This is a genomic window from Paenirhodobacter sp. (assembly GCF_041916475.1).
Taxonomy (GTDB): Bacteria; Pseudomonadota; Alphaproteobacteria; order Rhodobacterales; family Rhodobacteraceae; genus Rhodobacter.
Genome location: NZ_JAYRZN010000029.1, coordinates 21,238 through 39,859, shown reverse-complemented (window position 1 = coordinate 39,859; position 18,622 = coordinate 21,238). Strand labels below are relative to the sequence as shown.

Below are 18,622 nucleotides of genomic sequence, written 5' to 3'. Positions count from 1 at the left end.
CGCGCTCAGGCCTGCCTGCCGCGCAGGCGGGCCACCGCGCGCATCACCGCCACATAGAGCACCGGCACCATGACGATGCCAAACAGCGCGGTGAAGGCGATCCCGCCCAGCATGCCGATCCCGATCGAGTGCTGCGCCGCAGCGCCCGCTCCTGTGGCGATGGCGAGCGGCAGGATGCCGAGGGCGAAGGCGAAGGTGGTCATCAGGATCGGGCGCAGGCGCTGGCGGGCGGCGGTCAGGGTCGCCTCGGCGAGGCTCATGCCCTCCTTGCGCAGGGTCTCAGCGAATTCCACGATCAGGATCGCGTTGCGCGCCGCGAGGCCGATGGTGGTGAGCATGCCGACCTTGAAATAGACGTCGTTCGACTGCCCGAAAACCATGGCCGCGATCATCGCGCCCAGCACCCCCACCGGCACCGACAGCATCACCGAGAACGGCACCGTCCAGCTTTCGTAGAGCGCCGCGAGGCACAGGAACACAACCAGCGCCGAGAGCGCATACAAGAGCGGCTCCTGGTTCCCCGCCATCCGCTCCTGCAGCGACAGCCCGACCCAGGCCACCGAATAATTGCCGGGCAGGGCATGGGCCAGCTCCTCCATCTTGGCCATGGCATCACCGGTGGAATAGCCCTCCACCGCATCCCCGGTGATCTCGATCGCGCTGGAGCCGCCATAGCGGTAGAGCGTGGAGGAAATGTCCTTCCAGGTCTGGCTCATCACCGCTTCCAGCGGCACCATCTCCGAGGAGGCATTGCGCGCATACCATTTGCCCACATCCTCGGGCTGCATCCGGTAGGGGGCATCGGCCTGCACGATCACCTCGCGCAGCTTCTCGCTGAGGGTGAAGTCGTTCACATAGGTCCCGGCGAAGATGGTGGAGAGCATGCTGTTCAGCGTGGAAAGCGTCAGGCCGAAGGCCTGCGCCTTCTGCAGGTCGATGTTGAGCTGAAGCGAGCTCGTCGTCGCCGCGTCATTGCCGCGCAGGCCGGTGATCATGCCCGAGGCGCGCGCCTGCTCGACCAGCGTATCGGCAGCATCGTGCAGCGCCGCGTTGCCATTGCCGGCTGCGTCGATCAGATACATGTCGAAGCCCGAGGACGAGCCCATGCCCTGGATCGCGGGCGGCTGCAGGAAGACGATCTGGCCCATCCGGTTGTTGCGGAAATGCGCATTGGCCGCCTGCACGATCTGGCTCGCGGAGAGCGGCCGGTCGTCATAGTCCTTCAGCCGCACGAACATCATCGCCCGGCTCTGGCCGGTGCCGCCGAAGCTGAAGCCCACCGCGGCGAAGACGGAGGCGACATTGTCCTTCTGCGCATCGAGCAGGTAGCTTTCCACCGCCTTCACCGCCTGTTCGGTCTGGTCGCGCATGGCATTGTCGGGCATCGAGACCTGCACCATCATCACGCCGCGGTCTTCGGGCGGCACGAAGGAGCTCGGCAGGTCGCAGTAGACCCACCAGATTCCGCCCGCGATGGCCGCCAGCACCACGATCATCCGGAACGGGCGCCGGATCAGCCGGCCGACCGCGCCGGAATAGCCGCCGGTCAGCCGCTCGATGCCGCGGTTGAAGGCGCGCGCCGGGGCGAAGCGGGTCTCATGCGCGGGGCGCAGCAGCGAGGCGCACATCGCGGGCGTCAGGATCAGCGCGACGAACAGCGACAACACCATGGCCGAGATGATGGTGACGGAGAACTGGCGGTAGATCACGCCGGTGGAGCCCGACATGAACGCCATCGGCAGGAACACGGCCGAGAGCACCATCACGATGCCGACGAGCGCGCCCGAAATCTCGCCCATGCTGCGCTCGGTGGCCTCCACCGGGCCGAGGCCCTCTTCCTCCATCACCCGCTCGACATTCTCCACCACCACGATGGCATCATCGACCAGAAGCCCGATCGCCAGCACCAGCGCGAACATCGACAGCGTGTTGATGGACATATCGAAGGCGGAGAGCACGCCGAAGGTGCCCAGCAGCACGATCGGGACCGCGATCGTCGGGATCAGCGTCGCGCGCCAGCTCTGCAGGAACACGAGGATCACCAGGAACACCAGTACCACCGCCTCGCCGAGGGTATGGTAGACGCGCTCGATCGACTGCTCGACGAAGGGCGAAGTATCGTAGGGATAGACCACCTGCACCCCTTCGGGCAGCGAGGATTGCAGCATGGCGATCGTGGCGCGGACGTTCTCGGCCGTTTGCACCGCATTGGCGCCATTGGCGAGGTTCACGCCGAAGCCCGCGGCCGGGCGCCCGTCGAAACGCGCAGCGGTGGACAGGTCCTGCGAGTCGATCTCGATCCGGGCCACATCGCCCAGATAGACGGTCGAGCCATCCTCGGCGGTGGTGAGGGCGATCTTCTCGAATTCCGCCACGCTGGACAGCTGCGCCTGCGCATTCAGCGGTACGGTGACCTGCTGGCCGGGCACCGCGGGCAAAGAGCCGAGATTGCCGACGGTGACGTTCGAGTTCTGTGCCGAGACGGCGGCGGTCACATCATTCGGGGTGAGGGCGTATTTGTAGAGCTTTGCCGGGTCGAGCCAGATCCGCATCGCATAGGGCGAGGAGAACTGGTTGATGGAGCCCACGCCCTCGGTGCGCTGGATCGGGTCCTTCACGGTGCGGTCCAGCAGGTCGCCGAGCTCGGCCTGGCTCATCGAGCCATCGGCCGTGGTCAGCGCGCCGATCATCAGGATCGAGGAGGTCGAGCGCGTCACCGAGACGCCGCGCGCGGTGACCGCCTGCGGCACGTTGCCCTGCACCAGCTGCAGCTTGTTTTGCACCTGCACCTGGGCGATGTCGGGGTCCACGCTGTCGTCGAATACCAGCGTGATGCTGGAGCGCCCCTGCGAGGAAGAGGAGGTCATGTACATCAGCCCGTCGAGGCCGGTCATGCCGTCCTCGATCACGGTGGTGACCGAATTCTGCACCGTGGTGGCGGTGGCGCCGGTATAGGTGGCCGAGACCCGGATCGTGGTCGGTGCGATCTGCGGATATTGCGAGACCGGCAGCGCGCTCAGCCCGAACCAGCCCGCAAGCATGACGATGATCGCCAGAACCCAGGCGAAGACGGGGCGGTGGATGAAAAAACTGGCCATGTCTCACTCCGCCTTCGGTGCGTCCTGCACGAGGCCCGCGGCGTCGATGGTGGCGGGCACGCCCGTCACCGCCTTGCCCGGCGTCATGGATTTCAGCCCGTCGACGATCAGCTGATCGCCATCCGAGAGGCCCGCCGTGACCACCCAGTTGTTCTGCCAGGTGCCGCTTGGGGTCAGGGTGACGCGCTTCGCCTTGCCCTCCGCGATGATGAAAGCGGTCAGATCGCCCATCGCCGAGCGCGCCGCGGCCCGCTGCGGCACCAGCCAGGCGCGGGTCGTGCCCTGGGTGACGGTGCCGCGCAGGAACATGCCGGGCAGGATCTTGTGGCCCGGGTTCTCGAAGGCGAAGCGCACGGCGACCGTGCCGGTGGTGGCGGAGACCACGGCCGAGGGCGTGACCAGCGTGCCCTTGCCGGTATAGATCTCGCCATCCTCGAGCACGAGCGTCGCATCCATGGTCCGGTTTGCGGTCATGGTGCCGTCCTCGATCCGGCGGCGGATCTCCAGAAGCCGGGTGGAGGGCTCCAGCATGTCCACATAGATCGGGTCGAGGCGGGTGAGCGTGGTCATCGCCGTGGTCTGCCCGGCGGTGACGAGATCGCCCACCGATACCTCCTGCACCTCGGGGATGCCCTCGATCGGCGCGCGCACCGTCGTCCAGGAGAGCTGCGTTTGAGCGAAATCGAGCGCCGCCCGCGCCGCCTCCAGCGTGGCCTTGGCCGCAGCCAGATCGTATTGCGCGGTTTCCAGATCGACGCGCGTCGCGCCCTGGTTCAGCAGCCGCTGCGCCCGGTCGAAGGCGGCCTGCTTCACCGGCAGGTTCGCCTCCGCCGTGACCAGAGCTGCCCGGTCATTCGCGACCGCCGCCTGATAGGTGGCATCGTCGAGCTGAAAGAGCGGGTCGCCCGCCCGGACTTCCTTGCCAGGGGTATAGAGGATCTGCGTCACGATCCCGCCCACGCGCGGCCGGATCGCCACCTGCTCATAGGCCACGGCGCGGCCAGGGAGGTCGAACCCCTGTGGCACCTCCTGGCGCTGCATGCTCAGGACGCCGACCTCCACCGCCGGGGATGCCTGCTGGGCCAGAACGGGCGTTGCCGTCAGCGCCGCCAGAAACGCCATTCCCCACCCGTTCCGCATCATCCCGTCCCCCGCTGTCTGTTCGATCGCTTGTTTGATACGTCCTGGCATGCCCTTTGGTCACGCCCTGTCCGAGGTGAAACGGCCGGCCGCGGCGGTTCTGTCACTCACTCCTGCGTGAGTGCCGCAGGCGCAGGCTTCGGGCAAGGCTTTTTCCAGCCCGGTCAGGCGTTTACAAAATTGTCGCAACGGCGTCTGATGGGGCCGTGCAGCAGGGGGAGGGGGCGATGGTGGAGCTAGATCTGATTGATCGCAAGATCGTGGCGGAGCTGATGCGGGATGCGACCCAGCCGGTCGCACAGATCGCCGACAAGGTCGGCCTGTCGCAGACGCCCTGCTGGAAGCGGATCCAGAAGCTGGAGGCGAGCGGCATCCTCACCGCGCGGGTGGCGCTCGCCGATCCGGCGAAGGTGGGCTTCACCCTCACCGTGTTCGTGGGCATCGAGGCGGCCGACCATTCCGGCGACTGGCGCGACGCCTTCTTCGCGGCGATTTCGGCGATCCCCGAGATCATGGAGGTGTACCGCATGGCCGGGGAGATGGACTATCTGCTGCGGGTGTCGGTCGCGGATATGCCGGCCTATGACCGGCTCTACAAGCAGCTGACCGATACCGTGCCGCTCAAGAACGTGACCTCGCATTTCGCGATGGAGCGGATGAAATTCACCACCGCCTATCCGGTCGATACCCGCAACTGGTAGCCGCCCGGGCGCCTGCGCCGCGAAGCCGGCTGCGGGGCTCCGCAGGTGCGTGGGGCGCATGGAAAACCCCCGGCCATTGTGGACCGGGGGCGGAATTGCTGGCGTTCTGGCCGTGGCTCAGATGCCGTCGCCGACGAAGGCTTTCTCGACCACATATTCCTTCGGCTCGGAATTCGCGCCTTCGCGCAGGCCGAAGCTCTCCAGCACCTCCATCACGTCCTTGTTGAAGGCGAGCGAGCCGCAGACCATGGCGCGGTCGTCGGTGGCGTTCATCGGCGCGATGCCCAGATCGGCGAAGACCTTGCCCGAGGACAGGTTGTCGGTGATCCGGCCCATGTGGTGGAAGTCCTCGCGGGTCGTGGTCGGGTAGTATTTCAGCTTGTCGCCGACCAGCTCGCCGATCAGCGGGTCGTCCTTCAGGCTCTCCACCAGCTGGCGGCCGTATTCCAGCTCGTCCACCGTGCGGCAGGTATGCATCATGATGACTTCGTCGAATTTCTCGTAGGTCTCGGGCTCGCGCATCAGGCTCGCGAAGGGCGCGATGCCGGTGCCGGTGGCGAGGAACCACACCCGCTTGCCGGGCAGCAGTGCATCATGCACCAGCGTGCCCACCGGCTTCGGGCGCAGGATGATTTCGTCGCCGGGCTGGATGTGCTGCAGCCGCGAGGTGAGCGGGCCGTCCGGCACCTTGATCGAATAGAATTCCAGCTCCTCGTCCCAGGCGGGAGAGGCGATCGAATAGGCGCGCAAGAGCGGCTTGCCGTTGTCGCCCAGGAGGCCGATCATCACGAATTCGCCCGAGCGGAAGCGCAGGCTCTGCGGCCGCGAGACGCGGAAGGAGAACAGCCGGTCGGTCCAGTGCCGGACCGTGGTCACGGTCTGGGCATCGGGCAGGTGTTTGGGCGCGGGGACGGATGCGGTAGCGGTCTGGGTCACGGGCGAACTCTGGTCTGGGGCCTGAGGCGGGCCGGGGGAGGCGGGCCCGGCATAGCGCTGCCGTCAGGCGGGGTCGTTGATCTGGCTCAATTGGCTCTGGCTGCGGCCTTCATACGCGCAAACGGCGTTTCGGGGAACCGGAAATCAGCCCTTCAGCCGGGCGCGATAGTCATGCGCGCGCCAGTCTGCGCGAAAAACCCACTGCTCGGCCGGCTGGCGGGCGGCGAGCGCATCGGGGATCTCGACCTCGTCGATGCCCGAGCGGCGCGCCATCGCATATTGATCGGCGATCACCGGGCCCACGGCGCGGATGCGGCCCTTGTAGCCCGCATCGCGCAGCCGCCGCGCATGGGTGAAGCCGCGCCCGTCCGAAAACGAGGGGAACACGATCCGCACCAGATCGGCGCCGGAGGCGAGCTGCAGGACTTCCTCGGTGTTCGTCTCGGGGGCGATCTCGACCGCCGTGCCGGTGAAGTCCTCGGCGTGGAAGCCGTCGTCGCGTACGATCACGCTCATGCCGCAGTCTCCTTGTTCACGCGCACCGGCTTGCCACCGATGAAGTGGATGCCGCATTCGGTCTTCTGCTGGCCGCGCCAGCGCCCCGCCCGCGGGTCCTCGCCCGGCTTCACCGGCGAGGTGCAGGGCGCGCAGCCGATCGACGGATAGCCCTTGGCCACCAGCGGATGCCGGGGCAGGCGGTTTTCCACCATATATTCTTCCAGATCCTCGCGGCCCCAGTGGGCGAGCGGGTTGATCTTCATCCGCGTCGGCGTCTCGACCTCGAAGAAATCGAGCGCGGCGCGCGTGGAGGCCTGGAACCGCTTGCGCCCGGTGATCCAGGCATCGAAGCCCGAGAGTGCCTTTTCGAGCGGCACAGTCTTGCGCAGGGAGCAGCAGGCATCGGTGTTGAACAGGTTCAGCGTCCCGTCCGGGTCTTCCAGATCGAGCGCAGCCTGTTCGGCGGTGATGGTGCGCACATCGGTGAGGCCGAGCTTCGCCGAGACATCGCGCTGATAGTCCAGCGTTTCCTGGAACAGCATCAGCGTATCCACGAACAGCACCGGCGTGCCCGGCGCGATCACCGAGACCATATGCAGCAGCACGACCGATTCCGCCCCGAAGGAGCTCACCAGCGCAACGTTGCCCACATCGGGGTCGCGCAGCGCCTTCTCCATCACGGTGAAGGCGGCGTGGTGCTTGTAGCGCGCGTTCAGGGCTGCGACGCGGGCGCCGATATCCGTCGGCCCGGGGATCGTCTCATGCTGCATCACGGGTCTCGCCATAAAGCGCCTCCTTGAAGGGCTGGGCGCCCAGGCGGCGGAAGCTGTCGATGAAATCCTCGCCGGGGGCGCGGAGGTCGAGATAGGCGCGCAGGATGCGCTCGATCGCCGGAACGACGTCGTCATAGGCGAAGCCGGGGCCGGTCTTGTCGCCGATGGCGGCGGCATTGCCGGCGTCGCCGCCGAGCGTGATCTGGTAGTTTTCCACGCCCGCGCGGTCCAGCCCCAGAATGCCGATATGGCCGACATGGTGGTGGCCGCAGGCGTTGATGCAGCCCGAGATCTTGATCTTCAGATTGCCGATCTCGTCCTCGAGGCCGATCTCGCGGAAATGCACCGCCAGCTGCTGCGCGATCGGGATCGAGCGGGCCGTTGCCAGCGCGCAGTAATCCATCCCCGGGCAGGCGATGATATCGGACAGGAGCCCGGCATTGGCCGTGGCCAGCCCCGCGCGGAGCAATTCGGCATGCACCGCGGGCAGGTCGGCCAGCGCCACATGCGGGATCACCACGTTCTGCTCGTGGCTGATGCGCAGCTCGCCATAGCCATAGCGCTCCGCGAGATCCGCCATCAGCCGCATCTGTTCGGCCGAGGCATCGCCCGGCGTCGCGCCATGCTCCTTGAGCGAGATCGTCACGATGCCGTGGTTCGGCACCTTGTGCGCGGCCACGTTGCGCTCCACCCAGCGGCGATAGACCGGGTCTACCGCCAGGGTCTTCTCGTGGAAGTCTACGGGGGCGTTCTTGAAGGCGGGCGGCGCGAATTGCGCGGCGATGTCTTTCAGGATTTCCTGATCGACGCCGGTGAAGCCTTGGCGGATGCGGGCGAATTCCTCCTCGACCTCGGCCTTGAAATTCTCCAGCCCGTGCTCGAAGACGGTGATCTTGATCCGCGCCTTGTACTTGTTGTCGCGCCGGCCGATCAGGTTCCAGGTGGAGACGATCGCCTCCAGATAGGGCAGCAGGTCCGCCTTCGGCAGGAAGTCGCGGATGACCTGGCCGAGCATCGGCGTCCGGCCGAGGCCGCCGCCCACCAGCACCCTGAGCCCGACCTCGTCGCCGCGCTTCACCAGTTGCAGGCCGACGTCATGGGCGCGGATCACGGCGCGGTCTTCGGCGGCGCCGGTGATCGCGATCTTGAATTTGCGCGGCAGGAACTGGAATTCGGCATGGTCGGTCGACCATTGCCGGATCAGCTCGGCGATGGGGCGGGGGTCCTCGATCTCGTCCGCCGCGGCGCCGGCGAACACGTCGGTCGTGGTGTTGCGGATGGTATTGCCCGAGGTCTGGATCGCATGCATCTGCACATCGGCCAGAGCGTCGATGATATCGGGCACATCCACCAGCTTCGGCCAGTTGAACTGGATGTTCTGGCGGGTGGTGAAATGGCCGTAGCCGCGGTCCCACCGCTCGGCGATATGCGCGAGCTGGCGCATCTGCACCGGGTTGATCGTGCCATAGGGGATGCAGATCCGCAGCATATAGGCATGCAGCTGCAGATAGAGCCCGTTCATGAGGCGCAGCGGGCGGAATTCGTCTTCGGTCAGGCTGCCGTCCAGGCGGCGTTCGACCTGCTGGCGGAACTGGGCCGCCCGCGCGCGCACGAAGTCTTCGTCGAAGTCCGAATACTCATACATGCGCGGGCTCCTGCTTGCTGGTCTCTTGCTTGCCGTGGAAATAGTTCGACGGGCCCCGGGTGCGGAAGGCCTCGCGGAAGTGGACGGGCTCGGGGCCGTTCGGGCCGGCCTTGGCATCGGCCAGATAGGGCCCGACGACGATATGTGCCTGCCCCTGCGCTTTCAGCAGGCGCAGCTCGGCATCCGCCTCTTCCTCCAGAAGCTCCGCCTCAGTATGGCATCGCGTCCAGGTCCCGGCTGCGGTCATATAGACCACATCCCCCAGCCGCAGGTCATTGGCGGTCAGGACTTTGGGCGTGAATTTGCGGGCCATCTTTCCCTCCGGGATTCGGCGTGCTTCATTTGAGGTGGCAATATAGGAAATTATTCCCGGTAATTGCCATTCCCCCTTGAAAATAAGGCGCAATGTTCCGTATTTCTGCGCCTGTGGTGCGAATTTCCCGTGCATCGGAGGAAAAGCGAATGACTGTCCGCCTCGACGACCTCGACCGGAAAATTCTCTCGCAACTGCAGGAGGACGCGAGCCAGTCGCTCGACGAAATCGCGCGCAAGGTGGGGTCGTCAAAGACCCCGGTGTGGAACCGGATTCGACGGATGAAGGAGCAGGGCGTGATCGGCCGGCAGACGGTTCTGCTCGATCCCGATGCGCTCGGGCTGGAGGCGTGCTTCTTCGTTCTCATCCGCACCTCTGAACACGAAGCCGACTGGCAGCGCAAGTTCCTGGCCACGCTGCGGGCGCGGCCGGAAGTTCTGGAGGCGCATCGCCTGGCGGGCGATATCGACTATATCCTGAAGGTGCGGGTGCGCAACGCCCGCGCCTATGATCAGTTCTATCAGGCGCTGATCTCCGAGGTGAAGATCCACAACGTCACGGCGCTGCTGTCGATGGAGGAGATCAAGTCCACCACGCTCCTGCCGCTCTAGAGCGCGGCGACGATCGCGCCGAAATCGGCGGCCTTCAGGCTTGCGCCGCCCACCAGCGCCCCGTCGACATTGGAGACGGCGAAGATCTCGGCCGCGTTCGCCGGTTTGACCGAGCCGCCATAGAGCAGCCGGACGCCATCGCCCTCGGCGCCGAAGCGGCCGACCAGCTCGGCGCGGATGAAATCGTGCACCTCGGCGATCTGTTCGAGCGTCGGCGTGCGGCCGGTGCCGATTGCCCAGACCGGCTCATAGGCGATCACCACCGTGGCCGCCGTGGCCTGCGCGGGCACCGAGCCCGCCAGCTGCCGCCCGACCACGGCGAGCGTCGCGCCCGCATCGCGCTCGGCCTCCGTTTCGCCCACGCAGATCACCGCAGTGAGCCCCTCGGCCAGCGCCGCTTCGGATTTGGCACAGACCAGCGCATCGGTTTCGGCATGGTCCGCGCGGCGCTCGGAATGGCCGAGGATCACATGGCTCGCGCCCGCGTCCTTCAGCATGGCCGCGGAAATATCGCCGGTATGCGCGCCCGAGGCCTTCGGGTGGCAGTCCTGCCCGCCGACGGCGATGCGCCCGGCCGCCAGCGCCGCCATGGCAGAGACCAGTGTCGCGGGGGGGCAGAGCAGCACCTCGCAGGCCGGGGCCGGATGGGCCGCGATCAGCGCCTCGACCTCGGTCAGGCTCGCCTTCAGCCCGTTCATCTTCCAGTTGCCCGCCGCGAGTTTCTTGCGCATCCGCCCCTCCATGGTTCGGGGGCAGATTAGGCGAAGCCGCGCTCCGCCGCAAAGGGCAAAGCGCGGCGCAAGCCGATGATAACGTTATCGCGCGATCAGGCGGTCTCGTCGCGGAACTTGACCGACTCGCCGCAGCCGCAGCTCTCGACGACATTGGGGTTGCGGAACTTGAACCCGGCTTCCAGGAGCCCGACCTCGTAGTCGATCTCCGTGCCGATCATGTACATCTGCGCCATCGGCGCGATGAGCACGCGCGCCGGCCCCTCCTCGACCACCAGGTCCATCGGGCCGGCCTCGCGGGCGACTTCCATCGTGTATTCCATCCCGGCGCATCCGCCCTTCTTCACGCCGATGCGGAAGCCCGCGGCGCTTTCGCGCGCCATCAGGGCCGCAATCTGGCTGATGGCGGCGGGGGTCAGGGTCACGGGGGGCTTGCCGGGGATGGCGAACATGGATCTCTCCTTCGATCCGCACAAGATAGGGCGGGGCGGCCGGTGCCGCAACCCGCCCGGTGGCTCAGAGGGTGGGATAATCGGTATAGCCCTCGGCGCCGCCACCGTAGAACAGTGCCTGCCGCGGCGGATTGAGCGGCGCATCCGCCTTCAGCCGCGCGGGCAGGTCCGGATTGGCGATGAAGGCCTTGCCGAAGGCCACCGCATAGGCCGCACCCGTGGCCACGGCCGAAACCGCCGTGTCGCGGGTATAGCCGTTGTTGGCGATATAGGGCGCCTTCAGCGCCGCGCGGAATGCCTCGATGCCGCCTGCGGGCCAGTCGCGCGGGCCGCCGGTCTGGCCCTCCACCACATGGACGAAGGCGAGGTCATGGGCATTGAGCGCCTCGGCCACCGCCGCAAACAGCGCCGGGGTATCGCTGTCGATGCCGACGTTATTGGCGTTCGACCAGGGCGAGAGGCGGATCCCGGTGCGGTCCGCGCCGATGGCGCCGGTGACGGCGGCCAGAACTTCGCGCAGGAACCGCACGCGGTTCGCAATCGTGCCGCCGTAATCATCCGTACGGGTGTTCGCGGTATCGCGCAGGAACTGGTCGATCAGGTAGCCATTGGCGGCATGGATCTCGACCCCGTCGAAGCCCGCCTCATCGGCGCAGCGCGCGGCATGGGCATAATCGGCCATGATGCCGGGGATCTCGTTCTCGCGCAGGGCGCGCGGCTCCACGGTCTCCACGAACCCCTTGCCATCGAAGGTCTTCGCTTCGGCCGAAATCGCCGAAGGTGCTACCGGCTGTGCGCCATTGAGCAGCGAGGGATGCGAAATCCGCCCTACATGCCAGAGCTGAGCCACGATCTTGCCGCCAGCGGCATGGACCGCCTCGGTGATCTTGCGCCAGCCCTTGACCTGCTCGGGGGTGTGGATGCCGGGCGTCCAAGCATAGCCCTGGCCCATCGGCGAAATCTGCGTGCCCTCGGTGACGATCAGCCCCGCGGAGGCGCGCTGGCGGTAATATTCGACCATCAGATCCGTCGGCACCAGCTCGAAAGCCCGGTTGCGGGTCAGCGGAGCCATGATGATACGGTTGGCGATCTCGATCCGGCCGAGGCGCCCCGGTGAAAACAGCGTGTCCGACATGTGGTTCCCTTGTCGCTGATGGCGGCGGGAGGTGCCGCCCCGGCAGATTTGGGGCGCGGCGGCGTCGTGGCAAGGGCCCTCTCGCACAGGCCCCTGCGCGAAATTACATGAAGCCGAGCTCCAGCCGGGCCTCGTCGGACATCATGTCCATGCCCCATTGCGGATCGAAGGTCATGGTGACGTTGACCGAGCGGATGCCGGGAATCGCCTCGACGGCATTCTGCACCCATTCGGGCATTTCGCCCGCCACCGGGCAGCCCGGCGCGGTGAGCGTCATGACGATATCGACATCGTCCTCGTCGTTGATCGTGATCGTGTAGATCAGGCCGAGGTCATAGATATTGACCGGAATTTCCGGGTCGAAGACCGTCCGGCAGGCATCGGCCACGGCATCATAGAGCGGATGCTCAGTGGTGGAGGGCCTGATCAGCGGGGTGCCTTCGGCGGGCTGTTCGGATTCGGTGGACATGGTGTCGCTCCGGCAAAGATGAGCGTTTATATAGGAATATCCGGGGTGCAGGTAAAGCCCGCGCCTGTGCCCCGCAGTGCCCCGGGCTGTGCGGTGCCGCACGGGCGGGCGCAGGCGGGCCTTGACCGGCGCGCGCGAAAGCGCCACAGGGATCGGCATGGTTCCGATGGACAAACTCGCCCAGATCGTGCAGCGCTTCGACTTCGTCGCAGCGAAGCTGAACGCGACCGCAGCCCCGGCCGAAATCGCCGCGCTGTCGCGCGAATATTCCGAGCTGAAGCCGGTGGTGGATGAGATCGCCGCCTATCGCCAGGCGCTCGAGGACGTGGCCGAGGCCGAGGGCTGGCTCGCCGATCCGGAGATGAAGGCGCTGGCCGAGGAGGAGCTGCCGCGGCTGCGCGCGCGCATCCCCGAGATGGAGCAGGCGCTGCGGCTCGCGCTCCTGCCGAAGGATGCGGCCGATGCGCGGCCGGCGATCCTGGAAATCCGCCCCGGCACCGGGGGCGACGAGGCGGCGCTGTTTGCGGCGGATTTGCTGCGCATGTATCAGCGCCATGCCGAAGCACAGGGCTGGCGCTTCGAGCTGATGGATATGACACCCTCCGAGCTGGGTGGGGTGAAGGAAGCGACGGCGCGGATCGAGGGCGAGGGGGTTTTCGCCCGGATGAAATACGAATCCGGTGTGCACCGCGTGCAGCGCGTGCCGGAGACAGAGGCGGGCGGGCGGATCCATACTTCCGCGGCCACCGTGGCCGTGCTGCCCGAGGCGGAGGAGGTCGATATCGACATTCCGGCCGCCGATATCCGCATCGACACGATGCGCTCTTCAGGGGCGGGCGGCCAGCATGTGAACACGACCGATTCCGCGGTGCGCATCACCCACCTGCCGACCGGCATCGTGGTGACCTCTTCGGAGAAGAGCCAGCACCAGAACCGCGCCAATGCCATGGCGGTCCTGCGCGCCCGGCTGTACGAGCTGGAGCGGGAGCGGCTGGACACTGCGCGCGCCGCCGACCGCAAGAGCCAGGTCGGCTCCGGGGATCGCTCCGAGCGGATCCGGACCTACAATTTCCCGCAGGGCCGGATGACCGATCACCGGATCAACCTCACGCTTTATGCCCTGGCGCAGATCATGAACGGCGATCTGACCGAGGTGATCGACGCGCTGGTGGCCGACGATCAGGCGCGGAAGCTTGCGGAGATGGAAGGGTGAAGGCGCAGGCGGCGCTGGTGCTGGGCACGCGGCGGCTGGCCGAGGCCGGCATCGACGGCGCCCCGACCGATGCGCGCAGGCTTCTTGCCCATGCGATGGGGCTGGCGCCCGAGAGGTTGACGCTGGCGCTGCAGGACCCGCTGCCGGAGGCGCAGGCGGCGGTGTTCGAGGCCGCCCTGCAGGCGCGGCTCGCGCGCCAGCCGGTGGCGCAGATCACCGGGCTGCGGCGGTTCTGGGGGCTGGAATTCCGGGTCACGCGTGCCACCCTGGACCCGCGGCCCGAGACCGAGATCCTGGTCGCCACGGCGCTGGAGGAGCCCTTCGCCAAGATTCTGGACCTTGGCACCGGCACCGGCTGCATCCTGATCAGCCTGCTGAAGGGCATGCCCTTCGCCGCGGGCACCGGGGTGGATCTCTCGGAGCAGGCGCTGGAGGTCGCGCGCGACAATGCCGCGCGGCTCGGCGTCGCCTCGCGGGCACGGTTTCTTGCATCCGACTGGTTTGCCGCGGTGCAGGGGCGCTTCGATCTGATCGTGTCCAATCCGCCCTATATCACCGCCGCCGAAATGGCGGCTCTCGCGCCCGAGGTGCACGACTGGGAGCCGCATCTCGCGCTCACTCCCGGGGGCGACGGGCTGGATGCCTACCGCGCGATTGCGCGGGGGGCGGGGGCGCGGCTGATGCCGGGGGGGCGGATCGTGCTGGAAATCGGCCCGACTCAGGGTGGCGAAGTGTCGCAGATGCTTGCGGCGGAAGGTTTTGCGCAGATCGAGATCCGGCAGGATCTGGATGGCCGCCCGCGCACCGTGCTGGCGCGCAAGCCCGGCGGCGATGGCTGCGAAAGCCCGGAAAGCCCCGAAAACCACGGATAATTGAGGATTGAGCGTATTTCCTCCTTGCATGGGGCGGAATGAAATGCTTAGTCATCCCTGTGCGGAAGGAAGTTGGTTCCACCGCACGGCTCAGCTCACACTGCGGGTCACGGGGTCTCGGCGGACGAAGTCCGCAGCGCAGTCCCTGCCCATATGGCGGGTCGTTTCCGACCCGAACTCAGCGCCCGGAAGGGCACAACCGACGAAGGCCCATGAGATCTTCCAAATCCCGTTCGCGCAACAAGTCGAACCGTCAGCGCTCGATCGGCAACATCATCAACCGCGTGTTCGATAGCTCCGGACCCGAGGGGAAGGTGCGCGGCACGCCGCAGCAGATCATCGACAAATACCTCGCGCTGGCGCGGGACGCGCAGCTCGGCAACGACCGCGTGGCCGAACAGAACTTCCTTCAGCACGCCGAGCATTACACCCGGATGCTGGGCGAGGCGCAGCGCGAAGTTGCGCGCGAGCAGGAAGAGCGGCAGCGCAACTATCAGCAAAACAACCAGAATACCGGCCGCGAGCGGCAGGAGCGCGGTGAGCGCGAGGCCGAGGCCCGCTATGACGACGTGGCGCCGATGCCGGAGCCGATGTCGGTCGAGGATGAGGGGCCCGGTCTGGTCGAGACGCCGGAAATGAATTCGGAGCCCGCCCCGGATGTGGCGCCGGCGATCGAGGCGCCGGTGGCGGAAGCGCCGCAGGGCCTGCCCGAAGCCATCGAGACCACGGATGAGGCCGAAGGCACGCCGGAGCCCGCCGCCGAGAAGGCGCCGCGCCCGCGCACCCGCCGCGGCCCGCGCAAGCCGCGCGCGCCGAAGGGCGAGGACGCCGCGGTGGAAGCGCAGAGCGACGCCGCGGGCGAGTGAGCCACGGACCCACGAAATGACAAGGCCGCGCCCGGAGCGCGGCCTTTTCGTTTCAGCGGGCGAGCAGCCGCGCGAGGTGACAGAACTGCTCCAGCGTCACCCGCTCGGCCCGTTCGGTGGGCGGGATGCCCGCCTCCTCCAGCAGCGATTCGATCTGCGGATGCAGCCCCTTCAGCGAGGCCCGCAGCATCTTGCGCCGCTGGTTGAACCCGGCTGCAACCACCCGCTCCAGAAGCTTCGGACTGGCCGGATAGCGCGGCTCGGGCAGGGCTTTCAGATGCACCACCGCCGAATGCACCTTCGGCGCCGGGGTGAAGGCTTCGGGCGGCAGCACCATGACGATCCGCGCCTCGCAGCGCCATTGCGCCAGCAGCGCAAGGCGTCCGTAGTGGTTCGTGCCGGGCTTCGCCACGATCCGCTCCGCCACTTCCTTCTGGAACATCAGCGTCAGGCTGTCCCAGAAGGGCGGCCACTCCGGCGGGGTCAGCCAGCGCACCAGCAGCTCCGTCCCGACGTTATAGGGCAGGTTGGCCGCGATCCGGATCGGCGGGGTCAGATGCGCGCGCACATCCACCTCCAGCGCGTCGCCGTTGATGACCTCGAGCCGCTCCGGATAATGCGCCGCGATCTCGGCCAGCGCGGGCAGGCAGCGGCTGTCCTTCTCCACCGCCAGCACCCGGCGCGCGCCCTCGGCCAGCAAGCCGCGGGTGAGCCCGCCGGGGCCGGGCCCGACCTCCAGCACATCGCAATGCCGCAGATCGCCCGCCGCCCGCGCGATTTTCGCGGTGAGGTTCAGGTCCAGCAGGAAGTTCTGGCCAAGGCTCTTCTTCGCCACCAGCTCGTGGTCGCGGATCACGTCGCGCAGCGGCGGCAGGCCGTCGATCGCCGCCATCTCAGCGCCGCCTCGCCGCGCCCATGCGCGCGGCCATCCGCAGCGCCGCGATCAGGCTGGCCGGATTGGCGCGCCCCGTGCCCGCAATGTCGTAGGCCGTGCCGTGATCGGGCGAGGTGCGCACGAAGGGCAGACCCAGTGTAACATTGACGCCGCCATCGAAATCCAGCGTCTTGATCGGGATCAGGGCCTGGTCGTGATAGGCGCAGACGGCGGCATCATAGCCCGCCCGCGCCGCCGGATGGAACATCGTATCCGCGGGCAGGGGCCCGGCCACGGCAAAGCCCTCGGCCCGCAGGCCCTCCAGCACATCGCGCATCCAGTCGCGCTCCTCGTGCCCCATGGCGCCGCCTTCGCCCGCATGCGGGTTCAGCCCGGCCACGGCGATGCGCGGGTTTTCGATCGCGAAGTCGCGGCGCAGGCCCTCCACCGTCAGGCGGATGGTCGTGCGCAGCAGCTCGGGCGTGAGGGCGCGCGGCACCTCGCTCAGCGCGATATGGATCGTCGCGGGCACCACCCGCAGCGGCGGGACCGGCGCCTCGGCGGCCAGCATCATCACCACCTCGGCGCCTCCGGCCAGATGCGCCAGGAATTCGGTGTGCCCCGGGAAGGCGAAGCCCGCGCCATCTTTCAGCGCCTTCTTGTGGATCGGCGCGGTGGTGAGCGCGAGGCCCTCGCCCGCCTGCACGATCTTCACCGCGCGCTCGATCGCCGAAATCACCGCAGCCGCGTTCTCGGGGGCGGGCTGGCCGGGAATGGCCGCGGCGGGGAAGGCATGGGGCAGCACCGGCAGGCCCGCCCCCGCATGGAGCATCGCCTCGGCGGGGCTCGAAAGCTCGCGCACCCGGGTGCCGCGCGGCAGATGCGCCGGATCGCCGACCCAGACGAAGGGCAGGGCGGCGCCGAGCACCTCCCAGGCCTTGGCGGCGATCTCGGGGCCGATGCCCGAAGGGTCGCCGCAGCTCAGGATGACCGGAAGGTCGGTGCCTGCCGCGCCGCTCATGGCCGGGTGATCACCGCATTGGACCGCAGATCCGCCAGCAGGTTTTCCGAATAGGTGTTCATCCGCGCGTTCATCAGACTGTTGCGCACCGCGTCCTTGTCGGGCGCTTTCTGGCCCTTGGCCTCGTCCACCGCGGCCTCGCGCGAGCACAGCATGATCAGGTCCTGCTGGCCGCCGCGCTGGAGCGTGGTGGTCTCCCCGATATCCAGATGCGAGAGCGCGACCGCGATGTCTTGCGGAATGGCGTCCTGCGGCGCGGGTTCGGCCCGGTTCAGGGCGCTCGCCGGGGCGTCCTTCGCGATGGTGTACAGATCGTCGCAGCGCTTCGCCTGGCTCGCCACGCGTGCGGCGAGATCTGCCGCCTGCTCCGAGCCGGGCGCCCCGAGCGCCAGCACGGCATAGCCGAGCTTTTGCGGCTGCGTGCCGACGGCGCTGCCCGCATCGAGCGCGCGCAGCATGAAGATGCCCCAGGCCCCGCCGAGCTCCAGCGGCTGGGTCGCTTCGCCGGGCTTCAGCGCCAGGATCACCGGGCGCAGCGCGGGCGGCAGGTTTTGCAGCGGCACCCAGTCCAGCCGGCCGCCATTGTCGCGCGAGGCCGAGGCCGAGACCTGCCGCGCGGCATTGCCGAATTCGCCCTCGCCGCGGATATGCGAGACCTGCTCGGCCAGCTGCCGCGCCTCCGCCGCATATTCCGCCGGGGCGGGGATGATGATTTCCGACATCAGCACCCGGGTGCTGCGCCCGCGCTCGGATTCGACCAGCATCGCGCGCGCGACATCGGCATCGGTGATCCGGACCCGGCCCGCATAGCGCGCCCGCACCACCTCGCGCCAGACCATGCCGGCCGAGACGAAATCGCGGAAGGTCTGTTCCGATACCCCGGCCTTGGACAGCTCCGCCACGAACTGCTCGCGCGAGAGGTTGGCGCGGCCGGCGAATTCCTCCATGCCCTGGGTGATCTGCGCCTCGGTGATGCTCACACCTTCGCGCTTGGCCTGCCACTGGCGCAGGCGGTCGTCGATCAGGCCCTCTTCGGCCTGTTTCTGCAGATCGCCCGTCTGCCGCAGTAGCCCCATGAAACGCACGCGCTGATCCATCTCGTAGCGCGAGATGCCCATGCCGTTCACGGTCACCACGGGGGCGAAGAGCCCGGATTGCGCCTGCGCCATCGGTGCCGCAGACATGCCGATGGCCAGCGCGGCGGCCAGCAGCGGGGAAAATCGCACCATCTTCGTCATTCGTCGTCCGTTCTTCATTCCGCGCGCCGCGCCCCG

At 67.7% G+C, this 18,622-nt stretch carries 19 protein-coding genes; 5 read left to right on the top strand and 14 right to left on the bottom strand.

Features of this window, described 5'->3' with window-relative positions; genetic code table 11:
* Positions 1-5 precede the first annotated feature (5 nt).
* Positions 6-3,098, bottom strand: coding sequence for an efflux RND transporter permease subunit (locus tag ACOMG5_RS12745; RefSeq protein ID WP_420344185.1), 3,093 nt, complete (start codon positions 3,096-3,098; stop codon positions 6-8).
* Positions 3,099-3,101: 3 nt separating this feature from the next.
* Complete coding sequence (locus ACOMG5_RS12740; RefSeq protein ID WP_420344184.1) at positions 3,102-4,220, bottom strand: efflux RND transporter periplasmic adaptor subunit; 1,119 nt, start codon at positions 4,218-4,220, stop codon at positions 3,102-3,104.
* A gap of 245 nt (positions 4,221-4,465) precedes the next feature.
* On the opposite strand from ACOMG5_RS12740, the gene ACOMG5_RS12735 reads away from it, so the two are divergent.
* On the top strand, positions 4,466-4,939 hold the full coding sequence (locus ACOMG5_RS12735; protein ID WP_420344183.1) for an Lrp/AsnC family transcriptional regulator: 474 nt from the start codon (positions 4,466-4,468) through the stop codon (positions 4,937-4,939).
* 117 nt (positions 4,940-5,056) lie between these two features.
* On the opposite strand, the gene ACOMG5_RS12730 is transcribed toward ACOMG5_RS12735, so the two are convergent.
* From ACOMG5_RS12730 to ACOMG5_RS12710, 5 genes are all read right to left on the bottom strand, one after another.
* Complete coding sequence (locus ACOMG5_RS12730; RefSeq protein ID WP_420344182.1) at positions 5,057-5,875, bottom strand: ferredoxin--NADP reductase; 819 nt, start codon at positions 5,873-5,875, stop codon at positions 5,057-5,059.
* A 144-nt stretch (positions 5,876-6,019) separates the two neighbouring features.
* On the bottom strand, positions 6,020-6,391 hold the full coding sequence (locus tag ACOMG5_RS12725; RefSeq protein ID WP_420344181.1) for a DUF934 domain-containing protein: 372 nt from the start codon (positions 6,389-6,391) through the stop codon (positions 6,020-6,022).
* Positions 6,388-7,158 (bottom strand): phosphoadenylyl-sulfate reductase, encoded by a 771-nt coding sequence (locus ACOMG5_RS12720; protein ID WP_420344180.1) that lies wholly within the window; start codon positions 7,156-7,158, stop codon positions 6,388-6,390. The genes ACOMG5_RS12725 and ACOMG5_RS12720 overlap by 4 nt, the downstream gene beginning before the upstream one ends.
* Positions 7,133-8,791 (bottom strand): nitrite/sulfite reductase, encoded by a 1,659-nt coding sequence (locus ACOMG5_RS12715; RefSeq protein ID WP_420344179.1) that lies wholly within the window; start codon positions 8,789-8,791, stop codon positions 7,133-7,135. The genes ACOMG5_RS12720 and ACOMG5_RS12715 overlap by 26 nt, the downstream gene beginning before the upstream one ends.
* Positions 8,784-9,104: a DUF2849 domain-containing protein gene (locus ACOMG5_RS12710; protein ID WP_420344178.1), complete on the bottom strand. Its 321-nt coding sequence runs from the start codon at positions 9,102-9,104 to the stop codon at positions 8,784-8,786. Before ACOMG5_RS12710 ends, ACOMG5_RS12715 begins: the two co-directional genes overlap by 8 nt.
* A 149-nt stretch (positions 9,105-9,253) precedes the next feature.
* Here ACOMG5_RS12710 and ACOMG5_RS12705 point away from each other — a divergent pair, with 149 nt between their 5' ends.
* A complete protein-coding gene (locus ACOMG5_RS12705) occupies positions 9,254-9,715 on the top strand; it encodes an Lrp/AsnC family transcriptional regulator (protein ID WP_420344177.1) in 462 nt (153 codons plus the stop codon).
* On the opposite strand, the gene tpiA is transcribed toward ACOMG5_RS12705, so the two are convergent.
* The 4 genes from tpiA to ACOMG5_RS12685 form a co-directional block, all read right to left on the bottom strand.
* Positions 9,712-10,446, bottom strand: a complete 735-nt coding sequence (tpiA, locus tag ACOMG5_RS12700) for a triose-phosphate isomerase (protein WP_420344176.1) — start codon at positions 10,444-10,446, stop codon at positions 9,712-9,714. The genes ACOMG5_RS12705 and tpiA overlap by 4 nt on opposite strands.
* Positions 10,447-10,541: 95 nt before the next feature.
* On the bottom strand, positions 10,542-10,898 hold the full coding sequence (locus ACOMG5_RS12695; RefSeq protein WP_420344175.1) for a HesB/IscA family protein: 357 nt from the start codon (positions 10,896-10,898) through the stop codon (positions 10,542-10,544).
* Between the two features lie 64 nt (positions 10,899-10,962).
* The gene (locus ACOMG5_RS12690; protein WP_420344174.1) at positions 10,963-12,033 is read right to left on the bottom strand and encodes an alkene reductase; all 1,071 of its coding nucleotides are present in this window, start codon (positions 12,031-12,033) and stop codon (positions 10,963-10,965) included.
* 103 nt (positions 12,034-12,136) lie between these two features.
* A complete protein-coding gene (locus tag ACOMG5_RS12685; protein WP_420344173.1) occupies positions 12,137-12,502 on the bottom strand; it encodes an SUF system Fe-S cluster assembly protein in 366 nt (121 codons plus the stop codon).
* Positions 12,503-12,659: 157 nt separating this feature from the next.
* On the opposite strand from ACOMG5_RS12685, the gene prfA reads away from it, so the two are divergent.
* From prfA to ACOMG5_RS12670, 3 genes are all read left to right on the top strand, one after another.
* The gene (gene prfA, locus ACOMG5_RS12680) at positions 12,660-13,715 is read left to right on the top strand and encodes a peptide chain release factor 1 (protein WP_420344172.1); all 1,056 of its coding nucleotides are present in this window, start codon (positions 12,660-12,662) and stop codon (positions 13,713-13,715) included.
* Complete coding sequence (gene prmC, locus ACOMG5_RS12675; protein WP_420344171.1) at positions 13,712-14,587, top strand: peptide chain release factor N(5)-glutamine methyltransferase; 876 nt, start codon at positions 13,712-13,714, stop codon at positions 14,585-14,587. Before prfA ends, prmC begins: the two co-directional genes overlap by 4 nt.
* A gap of 212 nt (positions 14,588-14,799) precedes the next feature.
* On the top strand, positions 14,800-15,453 hold the full coding sequence (locus ACOMG5_RS12670; protein ID WP_420344170.1) for a DUF4167 domain-containing protein: 654 nt from the start codon (positions 14,800-14,802) through the stop codon (positions 15,451-15,453).
* Between the two features lie 52 nt (positions 15,454-15,505).
* On the opposite strand, the gene rsmA is transcribed toward ACOMG5_RS12670, so the two are convergent.
* From rsmA to ACOMG5_RS12655, 3 genes are read right to left on the bottom strand one after another with little or no spacing between them, the layout of a single operon-like run.
* The gene (gene rsmA, locus ACOMG5_RS12665) at positions 15,506-16,345 is read right to left on the bottom strand and encodes a 16S rRNA (adenine(1518)-N(6)/adenine(1519)-N(6))-dimethyltransferase RsmA (RefSeq protein ID WP_420344169.1); all 840 of its coding nucleotides are present in this window, start codon (positions 16,343-16,345) and stop codon (positions 15,506-15,508) included.
* 1 nt (position 16,346) lies between these two features.
* Positions 16,347-17,348, bottom strand: a complete 1,002-nt coding sequence (gene pdxA / locus ACOMG5_RS12660; protein ID WP_420344168.1) for a 4-hydroxythreonine-4-phosphate dehydrogenase PdxA — start codon at positions 17,346-17,348, stop codon at positions 16,347-16,349.
* A complete protein-coding gene (locus ACOMG5_RS12655) occupies positions 17,345-18,586 on the bottom strand; it encodes a peptidylprolyl isomerase (RefSeq protein ID WP_420344167.1) in 1,242 nt (413 codons plus the stop codon). Before ACOMG5_RS12655 ends, pdxA begins: the two co-directional genes overlap by 4 nt.
* Positions 18,587-18,622 lie beyond the last annotated feature (36 nt).